General features: G+C 66.5%; 15 protein-coding genes (1 of these 15 running past the window's edge). 7 read left to right on the forward strand and 8 right to left on the reverse strand.

From position 1 onward, the window contains the following. Positions 1-404: the 5' portion of a MinD/ParA family ATP-binding protein gene (locus ACFR9U_RS06830; RefSeq protein ID WP_379814017.1), read on the reverse strand. It extends 358 nt beyond the left edge of the window; only the first 404 of its 762 coding nucleotides appear in the window; it begins with the start codon at positions 402-404; the stop codon falls past the left edge of the window. A gap of 140 nt (positions 405-544) precedes the next feature. Between ACFR9U_RS06830 and larE the strand changes: the two genes are divergently transcribed. Then, positions 545-1,441 carry an ATP-dependent sacrificial sulfur transferase LarE gene (larE, locus tag ACFR9U_RS06835; RefSeq protein ID WP_247379178.1) on the forward strand — a complete coding sequence of 299 codons (897 nt, stop codon included), beginning with the start codon at positions 545-547 and terminating at the stop codon, positions 1,439-1,441. A 6-nt stretch (positions 1,442-1,447) separates the two neighbouring features. Here the strand turns inward: larE and ACFR9U_RS06840 are convergent, their stop codons facing one another. Together ACFR9U_RS06840 and tatC are read right to left on the reverse strand one after the other, a co-directional pair. Then, entirely contained in the window at positions 1,448-2,092 is a 645-nt protein-coding gene (locus ACFR9U_RS06840; RefSeq protein WP_247379176.1) for a histidine phosphatase family protein, read from the reverse strand. 54 nt (positions 2,093-2,146) lie between these two features. After that, the gene (gene tatC, locus ACFR9U_RS06845; protein ID WP_282594336.1) at positions 2,147-3,727 is read right to left on the reverse strand and encodes a twin-arginine translocase subunit TatC; all 1,581 of its coding nucleotides are present in this window, start codon (positions 3,725-3,727) and stop codon (positions 2,147-2,149) included. 126 nt (positions 3,728-3,853) lie between these two features. Here tatC and ACFR9U_RS06850 point away from each other — a divergent pair, with 126 nt between their 5' ends. Continuing rightward, the gene (locus ACFR9U_RS06850; RefSeq protein ID WP_247379174.1) at positions 3,854-6,103 is read left to right on the forward strand and encodes a twin-arginine translocase subunit TatC; all 2,250 of its coding nucleotides are present in this window, start codon (positions 3,854-3,856) and stop codon (positions 6,101-6,103) included. A gap of 9 nt (positions 6,104-6,112) precedes the next feature. Here the strand turns inward: ACFR9U_RS06850 and ACFR9U_RS06855 are convergent, their stop codons facing one another. After that, positions 6,113-7,033, reverse strand: a complete 921-nt coding sequence (locus tag ACFR9U_RS06855; RefSeq protein WP_247379172.1) for a formate/nitrite transporter family protein — start codon at positions 7,031-7,033, stop codon at positions 6,113-6,115. A gap of 170 nt (positions 7,034-7,203) precedes the next feature. On the opposite strand from ACFR9U_RS06855, the gene ACFR9U_RS06860 reads away from it, so the two are divergent. Both ACFR9U_RS06860 and ACFR9U_RS06865 read left to right on the forward strand, forming a co-directional pair. Continuing rightward, positions 7,204-7,380 (forward strand): ribbon-helix-helix domain-containing protein, encoded by a 177-nt coding sequence (locus ACFR9U_RS06860; protein ID WP_247379170.1) that lies wholly within the window; start codon positions 7,204-7,206, stop codon positions 7,378-7,380. Continuing rightward, positions 7,370-8,068, forward strand: coding sequence for a queuosine precursor transporter (locus ACFR9U_RS06865; protein ID WP_247379168.1), 699 nt, complete (start codon positions 7,370-7,372; stop codon positions 8,066-8,068). The genes ACFR9U_RS06860 and ACFR9U_RS06865 overlap by 11 nt, the downstream gene beginning before the upstream one ends. Positions 8,069-8,071: 3 nt before the next feature. Here the strand turns inward: ACFR9U_RS06865 and ACFR9U_RS06870 are convergent, their stop codons facing one another. From ACFR9U_RS06870 to ACFR9U_RS06885, 4 genes are all read right to left on the reverse strand, one after another. Beyond that, complete coding sequence (locus ACFR9U_RS06870; protein WP_247379166.1) at positions 8,072-10,459, reverse strand: methyl-accepting chemotaxis protein; 2,388 nt, start codon at positions 10,457-10,459, stop codon at positions 8,072-8,074. Between the two features lie 211 nt (positions 10,460-10,670). Next, positions 10,671-11,441: a 23S rRNA (uridine(2552)-2'-O)-methyltransferase gene (locus tag ACFR9U_RS06875; protein WP_247379164.1), complete on the reverse strand. Its 771-nt coding sequence runs from the start codon at positions 11,439-11,441 to the stop codon at positions 10,671-10,673. Between the two features lie 44 nt (positions 11,442-11,485). Next, positions 11,486-12,049, reverse strand: a complete 564-nt coding sequence (locus ACFR9U_RS06880) for a hypothetical protein (protein WP_247379161.1) — start codon at positions 12,047-12,049, stop codon at positions 11,486-11,488. 30 nt (positions 12,050-12,079) lie between these two features. After that, positions 12,080-12,700, reverse strand: a complete 621-nt coding sequence (locus tag ACFR9U_RS06885) for a hypothetical protein (RefSeq protein WP_247379158.1) — start codon at positions 12,698-12,700, stop codon at positions 12,080-12,082. Between the two features lie 238 nt (positions 12,701-12,938). Here ACFR9U_RS06885 and ACFR9U_RS06890 point away from each other — a divergent pair, with 238 nt between their 5' ends. The 3 genes from ACFR9U_RS06890 (at position 12,939) to ACFR9U_RS06900 (ending at position 16,293) form a co-directional block, all read left to right on the forward strand. Continuing rightward, positions 12,939-13,682 (forward strand): DNA polymerase sliding clamp, encoded by a 744-nt coding sequence (locus tag ACFR9U_RS06890; RefSeq protein WP_247379156.1) that lies wholly within the window; start codon positions 12,939-12,941, stop codon positions 13,680-13,682. A gap of 89 nt (positions 13,683-13,771) precedes the next feature. After that, the gene (locus tag ACFR9U_RS06895; RefSeq protein WP_247379154.1) at positions 13,772-15,616 is read left to right on the forward strand and encodes a formate/nitrite transporter family protein; all 1,845 of its coding nucleotides are present in this window, start codon (positions 13,772-13,774) and stop codon (positions 15,614-15,616) included. A gap of 62 nt (positions 15,617-15,678) precedes the next feature. Then, on the forward strand, positions 15,679-16,293 hold the full coding sequence (locus ACFR9U_RS06900) for an alkaline shock response membrane anchor protein AmaP (protein ID WP_247379151.1): 615 nt from the start codon (positions 15,679-15,681) through the stop codon (positions 16,291-16,293). Positions 16,294-16,308: the final 15 nt, after the last annotated feature.

Raw genomic sequence — 16,308 nt, forward strand, 5'->3', positions numbered from 1 at the left:
CCGTCTGCCTCCCGATACGTGACGATGCTGTTTCGCTGGACCCCTGCCGCCGTATCGACCAGGACGACGTCGTAGGCGACCGCGAGCAGGTCGAGGACGCCGTCGAGTTCAGTCGGCTCCGCCGCGGCGAACGAGTCGAGCGCCCGGTCGCCCGTGATCACCCTGAGCCCCGCCGGTCCCGTGACCACGGCGTCACGCACCGTCGCGTCACCGGCGAGCACCTCGTGGATGCCGGGCTCGTGGTCGATGCCCAACTGCTGGCCGACGTTCGCCATCGCCAGATCCGCGTCCACCACGACGACGTCCTGCCCTGCCTGCTTCAGGACCACGCCCAGGTTGATCGCCGTCGTCGTCTTTCCGACGCCGCCCTTGCCGCCGGCGACTGCGTACACCGTTCCCCCCATGTGTACGTTTCGTCCCCACCCTAAGTGGAATAAATTACACCGGACTTTTCCGGTTATTTAAACCAACGTGACGGTCGCGTGAGGAGAGGGCGCGCGCGTCGAGACAACGGGCTTTTGCTGCCACGTCGAAAAGGAGAGATATGGCAGCCGAGCAGTCAGGTGACGTTGATGCGGAGAGTGTCGCGGAGAAACTCGACGCTGTTCGCGCCGACCTCGCCGACCGCGAGGGCGTGCTGGTGGCCTTTTCCGGCGGCGTAGATTCGAGCGTCGTCGCCGCGCTGGCCCACGACGCCCTGGGCGAGGACGCAGTCGCCTGTACCGCAAAGAGCGAGACGCTACCAGCCGAAGAACTGACCGACGCCAACCGCGTCGCGGACGAGATCGGCATCCGTCACGAGATCGTCGAGTTTTCGGAACTCACGAGCGACGAGTTCGTCCAGAACGACGACGACCGGTGCTATCACTGTCGGTCCCTGCGCCTCTCGGCGATGTACGACTGCGCCCGGAACCTGGGCATCGACATCGTCTGTGACGGCACGAACGCCTCCGACCCCGGCGAGGGCCACCGCCCGGGCCTCCGGGCCGTCGAGGAACTGAACGCCTACTCACCGCTGCTGGAACACGGGATCACCAAGCCCGAAGTCCGCGAGATCGCCCGCCAGTACGACCTCTCTGTCGCGGACAAACCGTCCATGGCGTGTCTCTCCTCGCGCATCCCGACGGGACTGGAGGTCACCGAAGAACGCCTCTCCCGCGTCGAGAAGGCCGAACGCATCCTCAGGACGTGGGGCTTCGAACAGTTCCGCGTCCGCGACCACGACGGCCTCGCTCGGATCGAGGTCGGCGAGGACGAACTGGAGACGGCGCTCGACCCCGACTTCGTCCGCGCAGCGCGTGACCACATCGAAGACGCCGGGTTCGACCACGTGACGCTGGACCTGCACGGCTATCGGACCGGGAGCGTCAGTCCCGACGGCGAGGACGACGAACCGCTCGTCGAGGACGTGTTCAGCGCCGAGTACCCGACCGGCAACTGACGGCCGTCAGGGTTCCGGTTCGAGGTCCGCCGCGCGATACTCGCAGTAGCTCTTCCGCCGAATCTCTGTCTCGCCGCTGTCGTGATCGTGCCGGAGTTCGTTGATCGCGCAGTTGCTCTGATCGAACTCGCTCAGCGCCGTCGGCAGGTCGGTCCCCTGGACAGCCGCCAGCAGGACGTAGATGGGGCCGCCGTGCGTGACGACCAGCACCTCGTCGTCGGGGGCGGCGGCCGCGAGGAGGCCGTCCCAGGCGTCCATGACGCGCTCGCGGGCCTCCAGCAGGCTCTCGCCGCGCTGGGGCGTCGATTCCAGGCCGACCATTCCGTAGCCGGCGTTGTGTTCGGGGAACTCGCCGAAGACGCGCTCGTACGACAGCCCCTCGTGGGCGCCGAACGACCGTTCGCGCCATCCCTTCGTGAACTCGGGTTCCGGAAACGGTCCCGCCGAGCGAAGGTGCGCCGTCGTCTCTCTGGTTCGGCGGAGGTCGGAGGCGACGACGCGGTCGAGGTCGTACGCGTCGGCCAGGTAGCGGCCGGCCGCGCGGGCCTGGTCGCGACCGCGGTCGTTCAGGGGCGAGGCCGCCCACCCCTGGATGCGCCGGGTGCGGTTCCAGTCGGTCTCGCCGTGGCGGAGCAACACGACAGTCGTCATTAGCGAGACAGTGGGCGGCCACCCGGATGAGGGTTCACCTCACGGTCCTATTTGTCACCGGTTGCGCCGTCCGCGCCGCTTGGCCACCAGCAACAGCAGCTCGTACCACACGATGAGCCCGACGACGAGGAGGGCGGACTCCATCGTGCTCAGCGGTGAGACGTCCGCGGCTCGGAGCAGCGTCGGGTTCGGGCTCGCGAGATAGCCGACCACGACGGAGCCGAGCCAGACGGGCACCCTGACTTTCGCGAGGAGTCGTCGGACGGCGAGCGGTCCGTCGACCCGTCGGAGCAGGTAGTTCGCCCCCTCGAACAGGACGAGCAGCCCGCCGCCGATCAGCACCGGAATCGCGTCACCCAGCCCGAGCGCCGTCGTGGCGTCGACGACGACGGCCGGCAACTGGTCGTAGTACCCTCGCGGGATCGGGGCCGGACTCACCAGATAGCCGGCGGCCGCGACGAGGAGCCAGACGAGCGGCCGGAGCGTCTCGAACTCCGCGGCGCCGGGCGCCATCGACCCTTCGCCCGTCCACCGGAGCAGCCCCAGCGTCCCCTCGAAGAGGATGACCATCGTCAGCCCGACGATGATCGGTGCCATGCCGGTCGGATCGGGGCTGAAGAAGAAGGCGATCGTCAGAAAGCCACCCCAGAAGTAGAGGCGTCGCGTTTCCAGCCACCGGCGGGTCGTGACGCCCATCATGATCGCCAGCATCACGAACAGCGGAATCTGGAAGATGAAGGCGAACATGCCGAGCATCATCACCATCAGGTTGAACGTCTCGGACAGGCCGAAGGCGATGACCGCCGCGTCTTCGGAGTAGTAGAGGAAGTACGTGAAGATTGCCGGCAGGACGAGCAGGAACGCGAACGCGACGCCGATGCCCGCGAGGACGACGCTCGTCGGGACGGCCGCGAGGTAGTACTTCCGCTCGCGGGGGAACAGGCCGGGGCGCATGAACAGGTACGTCTCGGCGACGAAGACGGGCAGGGCGACGATGAAGCCGGCCAGCGTCGCCACCTTGAGCCGCGCGAGCATCAGCGCGAGCGGGTGGTAGACGCGCGGACAGGCCGCCTCCGACGCAGCCGGGCTGGTGCCGGTCGGCGGCGGGCACTGCTGGGCGACGCCCGGCAGCAGCGAGAACCACAGGAAGTTGATGAGCCGGTCGGCGAAGGGGAAGGCGATCCCCGCGACGATGGCCATCACCACGAGGACGACGCCCAGCCGGTGGACCATCTCCTCGATGTGAGCGGTCAGTGGCATCTCCTCGTCGTCGGGTGCGCCGGGCGTCGACGCCGGCGCGCCGCCCGGTGGGCCGCCGGGTTCACCGCCGGTCACACCGGGCGTGTCGACGGGCTCCGGTCCCGCGCCCCCTGGGGCCGGTGTCGGCTCGCCAGTCGGCGCTCCGGCGGCTTCGGCCGGTTCCTCGCCTGGGACCGTCACCTGGTTGTGCTCTTCGGTCGGCGTGACCGCCTCGGATTCCTGTGGACTGGCCGACTCTTCGTCCGGTGGGACGTCCGGTCCGGTCTCCGGATGGTCCTCGACTGCGTCGTCCGGGCGTGTGTGAGAGTCGTCGTCCGGTGGCTCGGGACCCTCGCTGTCGGTTTCCGGCCGGGGTCCCGAGTCGCCGTCGCTCATTCTGCGTCGGATTTGCTCGTCAGGTATTGTAAGCCTTCTTTTCCAGTCGGCTGTCACTGAGGCCAACCGGTCGCTGCCCGTTTCAAAAAGGTTGATAACAGCCAACCAGTAACCTCTGGCACGACAATGTCTGGGGCCGTCGGTGATGACACCCGTCAGAGTATCCAGAGCGGTCGGGAAACGGTCGGAGCGATGCTTTCGGCCGCCCAGTCCGACCTTCAGAAGGTGTTTATCGTCGCCGTCATCGGCCTCATGGGGACCATCTACGTGTTGCGCCGGTTCGTCTGGGGAATGCTCAAGGATGACCTGTTCCGCCGGATGCCCGACTACGTCCGCAGTCAGACGGAGGTCGTCGCCATCACGCCGTTCGACGTCATCCTCCTGCAGGTGAAGATCGGGCTCGTCGTCGGGCTCTTGCTGGCGATCCCCGTGTTCATCTGGTTCTCGCGGGACGCCCTGCGGCGACGGGGGTACTGGCCCGGCGAGCGCGTCGCCCGCTGGAAGCTCGCGGTCATCCTCCTGCTCGCGGTCGTCCTGCTGATCGCCGGGGTCTCCTACGCCTACTTCCTCTTTTTCCCGCTGATGTTCAACTTCCTCGCGACCAACGCCGTGCAGGTCGGGTTCAAGCCCACCTACTCCATCGTCAAGTGGGCGCAGTTCATCTTCCTCTTGACTATCTCGTTTGGGCTGGCCGCCCAACTCCCGCTCGTGATGAGCGCGCTGTCCTACACCGGCATCGTCCGGTACGAGACCTTCCGCGACAAGTGGCGCTACGCGGTGGTCGGCATCTTCGTGTTCGGCGCGCTGTTCTCGCCGCCGGACCCGTTCACGCAGGTCATGTGGGCGATCCCGCTCGTTCTCCTCTACGCGTTCAGTCTCCAGATGGCGAAACTCGTCACCATCGCCAAGCGGAGCAGCGACCAAGTCGACGTGACCGGCGTCGTCCGCGAGCGCTGGAACGTCGTCGCCGGCGTCGCCTTCCTCGCGCTGGTCGGCGTCTACGCCTTCTTCGCGCGCGGCGGAGTCGAACTGGTCAACCGCGCGCTCGGCCAACTCCCCGCGGAGTATCGCTTCCAGGTCGCGACCCTGGGCCAGGCGACCGGTCTCCCCGACGAGATCGCGGCCGGGATCGCGGCCGTCGTCGTCGCGCTCGTCGCGACGGGGATCGTCCTGTTCTCTCTGGTGATGAAATCCCTGAGCGAGGCCGACCGAGCCGCCTACGGCAGCCCGGCGGCACCCGCCAGCGCCGGCTCGCCCGCCGCGATCGACGTCGAGAACCTCACCGCCGGCGGCGTCCGGGCCGCACCCCCGGAAGCGTTCCAGGAGATGTCCGAAGAGGAGTCGCTCGCGTACGCCCGCGAGGCCATGGACGAGGACGACCCGGAGAAGGCCCAGGCGATCCTGGACCGCTTCGACGAGGTCCAGGAACAGGTCGAAGCCCGAGAGGAGGCGGCCGCGGCGGCCGGCGGTGCGGCAGCGGGCGCGGCCGCAGGCGCTGGCGGACAGGGCGGCGACGACGGCGGCAGCGGGACGATGACCGAGACGGCCGCCGGCATGATGAACGCCTTCACCGAGGACGAGACGACCGAGGAGGACATCGGCGGCTACTACTACGACGTCGCCTTCATCCTCGAGTCGCTCACCTCGAAGGCGTTCCGCATCGTCGGGCTGTTCATGCTCGTGCTGGCCGGGACCTTCGGCTGGCTGTACACGGGCGGTATCAGGAAGGTCAAGAATACGTTCTTCAGCCAGATGCCCGCCGGGCTCCAGCCCGACGTCGAGATCGTGACGCTCCACCCCGTCGAGGCGCTCATCTTCGAGATCAAGTTCTCGACGCTGCTGGCGGCGGTCGTCACCATTCCGCTGGTACTGTACTACGCGTGGCCGGCGCTGAAAGAGCGCGGCCTCGTCCGCGGTGATCCGCGCGTCATGCTCGTCTGGGGCGGGTCGCTCATCCTGGGCGTCGTCGGGGGGAGTCTGCTCGGCTTCCTCTACGTCGCCCCGTCGATCATCTCCTGGCTGGCGGCCGACGTCGTCCAGTCGAACATGATCATCGCCTACCGGATCAACAACTTCGGCTGGCTGGTGATCTACACGACGGTCGGGATCGGCCTGATCGCGGAGATCCCGGTCTCGATGGTGCTGTTCCACCTCGGGGGCGTGCTCTCCTATCACACCATGGTCGGGTACTGGCGACAGGTCGTCGTCACTGTCTTCGCCGTCGCGGCGTTCGTCTCGCCCCGCGGCGTGTTCACGATGCTGTTGCTGGCCGTCCCGGCGACGGTCGCGTTCCTCGTCGGCCTCCTGCTGTTGTGGCTCATCACGTTCGGCGGTCGGCGCGGGCGACCGAAACCGGAGCAGGCGACCGCCGACTGACGCGCTCGCTCACTTGCCGAACAGCCACGCTCGCAGGGATAGCGTCTGCTGTCGCGAGATCTCGGCGGGGAGGGTCCGGCTGAGCTGGCCGAAGTTGAGTACGGTGACGAGGAAGACGCCGCCGAGCGTGTTGCCCAGGAGGACCGGGATCACGAACTCCCACAGGCCGGTGAGTAGGCTCTCCCGACCCAGGAACACGAGGTACGCCACGTCACAGACGCTGACGACGACGTGGTACAGGCCGGTCACCGGGATGGTGTAGATGACGATGTACACCAGCAGCACTCGCGCGATGGAGTCCCGGACGGCGTGTTCGAGCCAGACGACGCCGGCGACCAGCCAGCCGGCGAACACGGCTTTGAACACGAGGTCCCACCACGGCGTCTCGATGCCGCCCCGTCCGAGCTGTGCCGCGGTGGTCGCACTCGCCGCGTCGAACACCCCAGTGTTCGCCAGGACGAACGCGCCGACGGCCGCCCCGGAGACGTTCCCCGCCAGCACGAGCACCCAGACGCGTAACACTGCTGGTACGCTGCACACCCGGGTCAACGCGAGCGTCACCGGGGTCAGCGTGTTCTCCGTGTACAACTGGTAGCGACCCAGGATGATGTAGAGGAACCCAAGCGGGTACAACAGCGGGCCGAGCAGTCCCGTCGGGTCGGGCGCGGTGGCGGTTCGCACCGTCGCGTACCCGAAGAAGGTGACCGTGATCGCCAACCCGGCGGACAGGCCGCTGAGATAGAGCGCTCTCCTACGGGCGCTGACTTCGTGGAACGCCGTCATCACGACCCGATGGAAGATCTCGTCCGTCGAGAACCGGTCGGGATCCGTGTTCACTGCTGACCGCGCGCGACTGGGGTCGAGATCGTCTCGTTCCGCTGTTGCGGCGTCGCCGTCCACATCGCCCCCGGGGTCGGACCCAGGATCCATGGTCCGTGGGTCAACGTTCTCGCCAATCAAACTACGTTACGTCGGGCAGTTGCCACTCCCTGCACCCGCTTCTGAGACTGGCCTCCCGCGCAGGAAGCAGGCTCAGCGACAGCTCCCAGCTATCTGGGCTGTTCGATACCGATTTAGGACGGGTCCGATAACACTGGGATATGCCCAAGATAAGCGTCGAAGTGCCCCAGGAACTGCTCGACGATCTGGACGACCACGTCGGCGGCGGCGGCAAGTTCGTCAACCGCAGCGAGGCGATCCGCGCCTCGATTCGGAAGACGCTGGATCAGCTCGACGAAATCGATGCACGTCACGGACGACTCGACGATGAGCAGTAACACCCATCCCTCGGTCGCGCAGGTCGGGCTCGTCTCGCTGTTCATTACGGCGCTGGTCGCCGCGCAGGTGACCGCCTCGAAGGTGCTGTCCTTCGGCATCCCGTTCGAGCTACCGCTGGCCGGCGGGGCGCTCGTCCTGCCCGGCGCAGCACTCGCCTACGCGCTCACCTTCTTCGCCTCGGACTGCTACACGGAGCTGTACGGCAAGCGGGCGGCGCAGGTCGTCGTCAACGTCGGCTTCGTCATGAACTTCGTGCTCCTGTTGCTGGTCTGGTCCACGATCGCGGCGCCGGTCGCTCGGAACTCGCCCGTGGCCGCCGGCACCTTCCAGCAGGTGCTCGGCGCGAGCACTGGCGTCGTCGTCGGGAGTCTGGTGGCGTACCTCGTCAGTCAGAACTGGGACGTGCTCGTGTTCCATCGCATCCGAGAACTCACGGACGGCGACGCGCTGTGGCTCCGGAACATCGGGTCGACGGCGACCAGCCAGCTGCTGGACACGGTCATCTTCGTCACGATCGCGTTCGTCGTCTTCCAGGGCATGCCGCTGGACCTGGCGATCTCGCTGATGGTCGGCCAGTACGTCTTCAAACTGCTCGTCGCGATCGTGGACACGCCCTTCGTCTATCTCGTGGTCGGGGCCGTCCGCTCGCGGGAGTCGGGGGCGGCAGAACCGACGGTCGCTGACTGACGATTAGTCGCCGCGGCCGTCTGCTGCAACTGACGTCTCACTGCCGATCGCACCGTCTGCCGTGCCGTCCTGATCGACCTCGAACTGCCCGAGCAGCGCTTCGAGGTCCGCGGCCTGCTCTGCGAGGGTGCGGGTCGTTTCGGCGACCGTTTCGAGGGTCGCGCTCTGTTCTTCGGCCGCCGCGGCCACGTTGTCGGACTCGGCGGTCGTCTCCTCGCTGACGGCCGCGACGTCCTCGACGGTCACGACGATCTCCTGGGTCGAGTCCGCTTGCGTGCCGGTCGCGCGGTCGATCTCCTGGACGCCGCTGTCGGTGGCGTCGACGTTCTCCGCGACGGTCTCGAAGGCGTCGACGGCAGTCTCGACGGTCTCGACGCCGTCGGCGATTCGGTCTTCGGTCTCGACGACGTCCGCGACCACGTCGTCCGTCTGGGCTTTCACGTCCGCGATGACCGATTCGATCTCGGCCGCCGAGGACTGGGTCTCTTCGGCGAGCTGTTTGACCTCGTTGGCGACGACGGCGAAGCCCTCGCCGTCGGTGTCCTGGCCGGCGCGGGCGGCCTCGATGTTGGCGTTCAACGCGAGGATGTTCGTCTGCTCGGCGATGTCGGCGATGACGCCCGTGATCTCGCCGATGCGCTCCATCTGGTCGTCGAGGGCCCGGACGCGTTCGACGGTGCGGTGGGCCGTGTCCTCGACGCCGCGCATCTCGTCGAGCGCCTGCTCTCCCGCCTGCTTCCCCTCGCGGGTGACGGTCGCGGTCTCCTGGGAGGTGTCGGCGACGGTCTCGGCGGTCGAGGCGATCTCCTCGACGGTCGCCGAGAGGTCGTTCATCTCGTCTAACACCTGCTCTAAGTTCTCGCTCTGCTGGCGTGCGCCGTCGGCGATGGCCTGGACGGACTCGCTCACCTCGCCGGCGGCGTCCCGGACGCTGTCCGTGCTGTGCTGGACCTCATTGCCCGACTCCGCGACGTCGGCCGCGAACGTCTGGATCTCCGCGACGGTTCGCTCCCAGTCGGTGACCATGTCGTTGAACGCCTCGGCGATGCTGCGCATGGCCTCGTTCTCGTCGTCCGGACGCATCCGCTGGGTGAGATCGCCGTCGGCGCACGCGCGCATCACCGACTCGTAGGTCTCGGCCTGGGCTTCGAGGTGGGCGGTGAGCTGCTCGGCCTGCTCCTTTGCGGCCTGGGCCTCCCGGCGCTGCTCCCTGGCTTCGTCCTGACTGGCTTCGGCTTCGCGACGCTGTTCGTCGGCCTGTTCCAGCGCGTCGACGACGTTCCCCTTCATCTGCTGGACAGAGCGCGTGAGTCTGCCGATCTCCGCACTCGTGTCTGAGGTGCGTATCTCGTGGTCCATCTCGCCGTCGGCGACGGCCTCGGCGTCTCGCGTGAGTCGCGTGATCGGGCCGGTGACGAGTCGTCGGGTGACGATCAGTCCCAGCCCGATGGCGATAACACCGGAGATGCCGCCGACGAGTATCCCTTTCTCGCGAATGGCCCGCGAGCTGGCGAGGATCTGGGACATCGGCTCCACCGCCAGGGCGTAGTAGGTTCGGCCGCCCGCGAGTTCCACCTGTTCGTACTGGACGTGCCAGGTAGTTCCCCCGTCCGTGAATGTGAACGTCCCGTCCATGCCGACCAACTCATCCGTCGGGATGGTGAGGTTGCCCGCGGCCGACTCGTTGAACGCCAGCGAGGGATCGCGCTCGTTGGCTAGATACGCAGCACCCAACTGTTCGCCCTCCGCGTTCGTGTAGTCCGGATCGACGAACAGCCCGTACCCCTCCTCTCCGAGGTCGAGGTGGGTGACCGGTTTCGTGAGCGGCGTAGACTCGTAATTGATAATGACGACCCCAACTCGCTCGCCGTCGACGTGGATGGGCATCGCGTACCGGATGGTCGGCGAATCCGTCGACCGGGCGACGTTGATCGCGGAAACGTACACTTCGTCGTCGTCGACCGCGTCATCGTCCATCACGGTCCGGAACCACGCTTTGTCCCACTTGTAGTCCTGCCTGACTGGGTTGCCGCGCTTGTACCCTGCCAGGACGTTGCCGTCTCGCCAGAACACGCGGATCGAGTCGATATCGGTGTTCTGCAGCGCGAACTCGTCGAAGAACTCGTACGTTCGTTCGTACTCGCGCGTCTCGTTCAGCGTGCTCGCGTACGCCGCTCCCTGCTCGTACTGGTCGGCTCGCTCCTCGATCGTCTCGTTTCCGTAGCGGTGAGCGACCAGGTCTCGGACCGCCGGATGCTCTCGAACGGCCTGCACCTGGCTCCGAGAGAGCTCCGAACGCATCTCCGCGTTCTCGGCGACGTTCCCGACCTCGGCTGCCATCTTGGCCTCCGAGCTGTTTGCCAACGCTCCCTGTGCCTCGGTGACCGCCATGAACGTCGTCACGCCAAGAGGTACTAAACTACACACTAACAGCAGAATTGTTAACTTCAATCCGAGTTTCTTCAATATTTCCGAACTGAATCTCATTTCAGGATGGCGAACGGTTTTCGACACCGTTTGAATAAACTACCTCTCGGATTCTCAGCGCTGAAAACTAGGTGCGACGTTCAGTGACCGGTTCGGTCGTGAGACCGGGGGTCGGTTAGTCGAGTGGCTGGGCGAACGCGTACTTCGGTTTCACGTCGTCGACGCGCACCTCGACGGTGTCGCCCTCCTCGACGCCGGAGACGAACAGCGTGAATCCCTCGACTTTGGCGATGCCGTCGCCTTCGCTCCCGATGTCTTCGATCGTCACTTCCACCTGATCGCCTTCTCTGACCGGGGCGGTCAGGCGGTGTTTCGCGACGAGATAGAGCTCCGAGGAGGAATCGCGCGAGGCGTCCGGGCGGACCTCGCGGACGTACTCGAACTCCGCGTCGACGTCCTCTTTGAGCGGGTCGACGTCCTGGCCGTCGAACACCTTGGCGGCGAAGTCGCCGCCGGTGTCGAGCACGTCCAGGGCGACCTCGAACGCCTGGCGAGCGAGGTGGACCGACCGGGCGTGGTCGACGTTGTACTCGCCGGTCATGTTCGGTGCCATGTCCGAGACGACGGCGTCGGCCTTCCCGACGCGCTCGATGACCTCCGCTTTGGTGTCTTCGTCGGTCATGTCACCGCGAACGAGTTCGACCGTGGCGTCGGCGTCCTCGAGCGGGTCGATGCGCTGGCGGTCGACGCCGACGACCGTGCCGCGACTCCCGACTTCTTCGGCGGCGACCTGGAGCCATCCGCCGGGCGCGGCACCGAGGTCGACGACCGTCCGGCCGTCTCCCAGTAACCCCGTCTGCTGGTCGAGTTGCTTGAGCTTGTAGGCCGAGCGGGCGCGATACCCCTCCTGTTTGGCCTTGTTGTAGTATTTGTCCTTTCCCGACATCTGATTGGCGTACGTACCCGGTCGAGCGGTAAACGGGTGTCGAACTAGAACTTCGAGAAGTTTCGGTCCGGGTACACCTCGTCTTCGACGACGTCGACGACGTCCATGTCCGAGAGGTGGGCCAGCCGTCGCTCGGCGAGGTCCTCGTCGATGCCGAGGGCCGTCGCTCGCGTCACGACCTGCTCGCGGGTCGGCACCTCGACGAAGAGGCCGTCTCTGTCGGTCGTCGTCTCCTCGGCGACGATGGCCTTCAGGACGGCTGCAGCGCGCCGGCCCTCCGAGACGCCCTCGCGTTCGTCCCACTGGACGGTGAGCGTGCCGTCGTCGTTGACGTGCTCGACGACGAAGCCGTCCGGAAGGTGGGTCGTGACAGCGGCGACGAGCGCTGCGCGGTCGAGGCGCGCACGGAGCGTCTGGTGGGTGCCGTCCCGCGACGTACTGTCGACCTCGATGGCGACGCCGGCGCCTTCGATCGCCTGCTCGACGGCGTCGATCAACTCCTCGCCGACGTCGTCGAGGACCGTGGTTTTCTGCTTGCGAAACTCCCGTTCCTTCTCGGCGAGCACCTCGTACCGCTGCATGCGCTCGTGGGTCGTCTCCTCGCTCATAGCCCGCCTTCGGAGTCCTGACAGGAAACGTTACTCCCTGCGTCGGTGGGCGAGCCAGCCACCGCCGAGCAACCCGCTCAGTGCGCCCAGCACGCCGAACCCCGGCCCGAAGACGCCCGTACTGTCGTCGCCGCTGCCGCCGTCCTCGGCCGCCACGCCTGCGGCCGGGTCCGCCTCGGCGTTTCGCGTTCCGAGCACGCCGCTGCCCTCGCGGTTCAACTGTTCGATCTGGATGCCGACGTACCCCGCCGCACACTGCGTGGCGTTGTTGACGACGTACAGTGCGCCGCCGGGGATCGTTCGATCGTCCGCGACGTACAGCGTCGTCTTCTGTGAGCCGTGTTCGTTGGCTTTCCGGCCGATGAGCCAGACGTCGTAGGAGCGCGACTGCTCGGGGGGCCAGGTGGCGTACTCACACTGGTCGGACACCTGCGCCTTCAGCGGCGCGGTGTCCGGGTTCACGTGGATGAAAAACCCCGGGAGTTCCTCGACGGGGAACTGTTCTTGCTCCGGAATGACTGCTCGGCTCGTGATTCCCTGCTCCTGTGCGGCCGCGGGTCCCGTCGACGCCGCGAGCGCACCGACGCCGATACCGAGATGCCGAAGCACTGTCCGCCGGGAGTGGGCCGAACCGCCGGATGGTGATGCCATCAGGGCTGGTCCACCGTTTTGTCGCCTAAGAATTCGGATTTCCGGGGCTACCTGGCCTGCAAACCCAGCGGAGGCTGGGTGACGAACACCTAGTCGCGGGCCAGTTCGGTCTCTGTCCGTGATCGTTCCGAGGTACGTGGCACGTTGGCTGCACGGTAACGATTCGCTACCAGCAGTCGTGCGCGCGCGAGCGGAAAGACGGGACTTTTTAAGAGATGGGGGCGTAGCGGGTGCCAAGATGTTCAACGCCATCGTGAGTGCGGACACGCTCCGGACGACGCTGGACTCCGTGAGTGTGCTGGTGGACGAGTGCAAGATCCACCTCACGGAGGACGGCATCGAGATCCGGGCGGTCGACCCGGCGAACGTGGGGATGGTCGACCTCCGACTCGACGCTGCGGCCTTCGAATCCTACGAAACAGATGGAGGTACCATCGGCGTCAATCTCTCTCGCCTCGAAGAGTTCGCGGGCATGGCCGACGCCGGACAGCTCATTCACCTCGAACTCGACGAGGAGACCCGCAAGCTCCACGTCCAGATCGAGGGCCTCGAAGGGACCCTCGCGCTGATCGACCCAGACTCGATCCGCCAGGAACCGGACCTGCCCGACCTCGACCTGCCCGCCGACGTGGTGCTGGAAGGGAAAGACATCGACCGCGCGGTCAAGGCCGCCGACATGGTGTCCGACCACATCGCGCTCGGCGTCGAAGCCGGCGACGAGGTGTTCTACGTCGACGCGGAGGGCGACACCGACGACGTCCACTTCGAACTCGGCCGCGAGGACCTCATCGATCTCGTCGCGGGGAACGCCCACTCGCTGTTCTCGCTCGACTATCTCAAGGACATGAACAAGGCCATCCCGAAAGACGCCGAGATCGAGATGGAACTCGGCGAGGAGTTCCCCGTCAAGATGCACTTCGACATCGCCGAAGGCGACGGGACGGTCACCTACATGCTCGCGCCCCGTATCCAGAGCGAGTAGTCGGCGCCGTTTTCCCGTCGGTCGGTTTACACCGGTTCTGTCGACGTGTGATGCCAAACGCTTAGTTCGTCTCTCGACAAGCCCAGACGATGAGTGAGACTGATGGGCGTGACTCCGGAACTGGCGGGGCTGGCGGGCCTGGTTCCGAAGAGTCCGTCCGCGAAGCCGTCGAGCGCTCTCGCAGTGGTGCGCCGGCGGTCGGACGCGTCGTTCGGGACCGCTTTTCGTCGGACGAAGTGTTCCAGCGGATCGTCGCGGCCGCAGACGAGGAGATCACCTCCGGGAGCCGCGAACTGTTTTTCAGTGCCCTCGCGGCTGGCTTCGCCATCACGATCACCTTCCTGCTGTACGTCTCTTTGCTGGCCACGACCGGCGGCGATCCAGTGGTGAGCGCTATGCTGTATCCGCTGGGGTTCATTTACATCATCATCGGTGGCTATCAACTGTACACCGAGAACACGCTCCCGCCCGTGGCGCTGACGCTCGAACGTCTGGCGAGCATTCCGGCGCTGCTGCGCAACTGGACGGTCGTGTTGATCGGGAACTTCACCGGTGGGGCGCTCGGGGCGGTCGCGCTCGTGTTCGGCGGCGTCCTCTCGCCCGAGGCCGCGGCAGCCGCGGCGTCCATCGCACAGAAAGGCATCGACACGCCCTGGTGGAGCCTGTTCTCGAAGGCGGCGTTCGCGGGGCTGATCGTCGCCGGGGTCGTCTGGGTCGAGTACGCTGCTCGCGAGACGATCTCGCGGCTCGTCGTCGTGTACCTCGCGTTCCTGGCCATTCCGCTGGGCGGACTGTATCACTCCGTGGTGTCGTTCACCGAGATGACGTACCTGGTGTTGCACGGCGACCTCGCGTTCACGGTCGGCCTCCTCGAGTTCGTCCTCCCCGTCCTGCTCGGCAACACGATCGGTGGCGTCGTGCTGGTGACCGTCGTCAACTACTTCCAGACGACCGAGCGCCGCCTCGAATCGGCGCGCTTCGACGGGGCCGAACGACAGCTGTCGATCTCCGAGTGGCTGTACGGAGGGCTCGTCGGCCGCTCGTACGTGCCGCTCATCGACACGGCCGAGGCGACGGCGCCGGATTCGGACGGCCCGTATCGCGTCGTCGTGCCGATCTCGAACCCACGGACCGAGACCCAACTCGTCGAGTTCGCCTGTACGCTCGCCAGCCAGAAGGACGACGCCGTCGTCCACCCGGTCCACATCGTGCAGGTTCCGGACCGCACGCGCGGCTACGGGGCCGCCCAGAGCCGCCGCATCATCGACAAGTCCGACGAGCTGATGTCGGAAATCAGAGATATCGCGGCGGCGTACGACGTGGACTACGACGGGTCGACCGTCGTCTCACACCGCTCGTTCGAGGAGATCTTCAACATCGCGACGCGAAAACGGGCCGACCTCGTGTTGATGCAGTGGGGCGACGATCGGCTCTGGGGGGCGGCCCGCGCGAACCGGTCGCTCTCCGATCTCACCAGGGAACTCCCCTGTGACTTTCTCGTTCTCAAGAACCGCGACCTGGACACCTCGCGTATCCTGCTGCCGACCGAAGACGGGTACAACTGCGACCTGAGCGCCGAGATCGCACGCACGCTCCAGTCGGCCGTGGACGCCGACCTCTCCCTGTTGCACGTCGTCGACGGCGACGACGAACGCGAGGTCGGCGAACGGTTCCTCGCCGACTGGGCCAGTGAACACGACATCGAAGACGCCGTCCGCACGGTCGACACCTCCGGCGACATCGAGCGCGCGATCGCTCGCGAGGCCCGCGACCACTCGCTTGTGATCCTCGGTGCGACGGAACGGGGCCTGCTCTCCCGACTCGTCCACGATTCGCTCACGTTCGACGTCGTTCACGACGTCGACTGTTCGGTGCTCCTCGCCGAACGAGACACGCCGCGGAGCCTCCGTGACCGACTGTTCGGGCGACGGTGACGACGCTCCGTCACGCGTGCGTCTGACGTAGCGTTATGTAGGTGGAACGACCATACTGGGGTATGCCGAGCCTCTCGGAGGCATACAGTGATAAACGTGGGGACAGCGACGGGCGGGACCCGCGCCGTGTGGCGCTCGGCGCTGGGCTGTCCCTGTCCGGTGCGGGGGCGCTCGTGGCGGCACTGCTGGTGGTGACGACGCCGCTGGCCGCCGTCTTCGGGCTCCGTGACCCCCTGGCAGCGAAGCATCTCGCCGGCGTCCTCGCCGGGCTTGGTGGGCCGGCCATCCTGCTCGGCGTCGTCGCCGTCCTCCCCTCGAAGCGACGCCAGCAGCTGGGTGTCGTCGCCGGCGCTGCGATCTCGACGGCGGGCGTCTGGCTGTTCTCGTACGCGTATCCCACCCACTGGATCACGTCGTCCGACCCGCTGGTCTTCGAGACGGCCATCGTCTACTTCCTCGGTGGCTTCGTCGCGCTGTGGTTCGTGTTCGTCGCGCTGGCGAATTTCCGCCGGCGCAACAGCCCGCACGGACGGGTCACCCTCGAAATCGAGAAGGAAGGCGAAACCCGCCGCGTCGAAGTCTCCCAGTCGGAGTTTCGCCGCTACAAGTCGATGGTCAGTGACGGCGGCAGCACCGAGGAGTTCCTGACCGAGATCGACGAGCGCCGCGGGGAGTAACTGTTCTCAGGAGCG

Source organism: Halorientalis brevis, from assembly GCF_042678165.1.
Taxonomy (GTDB): Archaea; Halobacteriota; Halobacteria; order Halobacteriales; family Haloarculaceae; genus Halorientalis; species Halorientalis brevis.

What these genes read in the sequence shown, in the direction of transcription:
- ACFR9U_RS06880 (WP_247379161.1), bottom strand. Translation starts at nt 12,049, where the DNA reads ATGAGCGAGGAGACGACCCACGAGCGCATGCAGCGGTACGAGGTGCTC.
- ACFR9U_RS06840 (WP_247379176.1), bottom strand. Translation starts at nt 2,092, where the DNA reads ATGACGACTGTCGTGTTGCTCCGCCACGGCGAGACCGACTGGAACCGC.
- ACFR9U_RS06865 (WP_247379168.1), top strand. Translation starts at nt 7,370, where the DNA reads ATGAGCAGTAACACCCATCCCTCGGTCGCGCAGGTCGGGCTCGTCTCG.
- ACFR9U_RS06895 (WP_247379154.1), top strand. Translation starts at nt 13,772, where the DNA reads ATGAGTGAGACTGATGGGCGTGACTCCGGAACTGGCGGGGCTGGCGGG.
- tatC (WP_282594336.1), bottom strand. Translation starts at nt 3,727, where the DNA reads ATGAGCGACGGCGACTCGGGACCCCGGCCGGAAACCGACAGCGAGGGT.
- ACFR9U_RS06875 (WP_247379164.1), bottom strand. Translation starts at nt 11,441, where the DNA reads ATGTCGGGAAAGGACAAATACTACAACAAGGCCAAACAGGAGGGGTAT.
- ACFR9U_RS06900 (WP_247379151.1), top strand. Translation starts at nt 15,679, where the DNA reads ATGCCGAGCCTCTCGGAGGCATACAGTGATAAACGTGGGGACAGCGAC.
- ACFR9U_RS06850 (WP_247379174.1), top strand. Translation starts at nt 3,854, where the DNA reads ATGTCTGGGGCCGTCGGTGATGACACCCGTCAGAGTATCCAGAGCGGT.
- larE (WP_247379178.1), top strand. Translation starts at nt 545, where the DNA reads ATGGCAGCCGAGCAGTCAGGTGACGTTGATGCGGAGAGTGTCGCGGAG.
- ACFR9U_RS06855 (WP_247379172.1), bottom strand. Translation starts at nt 7,033, where the DNA reads ATGGATCCTGGGTCCGACCCCGGGGGCGATGTGGACGGCGACGCCGCA.
- ACFR9U_RS06870 (WP_247379166.1), bottom strand. Translation starts at nt 10,459, where the DNA reads ATGGCGGTCACCGAGGCACAGGGAGCGTTGGCAAACAGCTCGGAGGCC.
- ACFR9U_RS06885 (WP_247379158.1), bottom strand. Translation starts at nt 12,700, where the DNA reads ATGGCATCACCATCCGGCGGTTCGGCCCACTCCCGGCGGACAGTGCTT.
- ACFR9U_RS06890 (WP_247379156.1), top strand. Translation starts at nt 12,939, where the DNA reads ATGTTCAACGCCATCGTGAGTGCGGACACGCTCCGGACGACGCTGGAC.
- ACFR9U_RS06860 (WP_247379170.1), top strand. Translation starts at nt 7,204, where the DNA reads ATGCCCAAGATAAGCGTCGAAGTGCCCCAGGAACTGCTCGACGATCTG.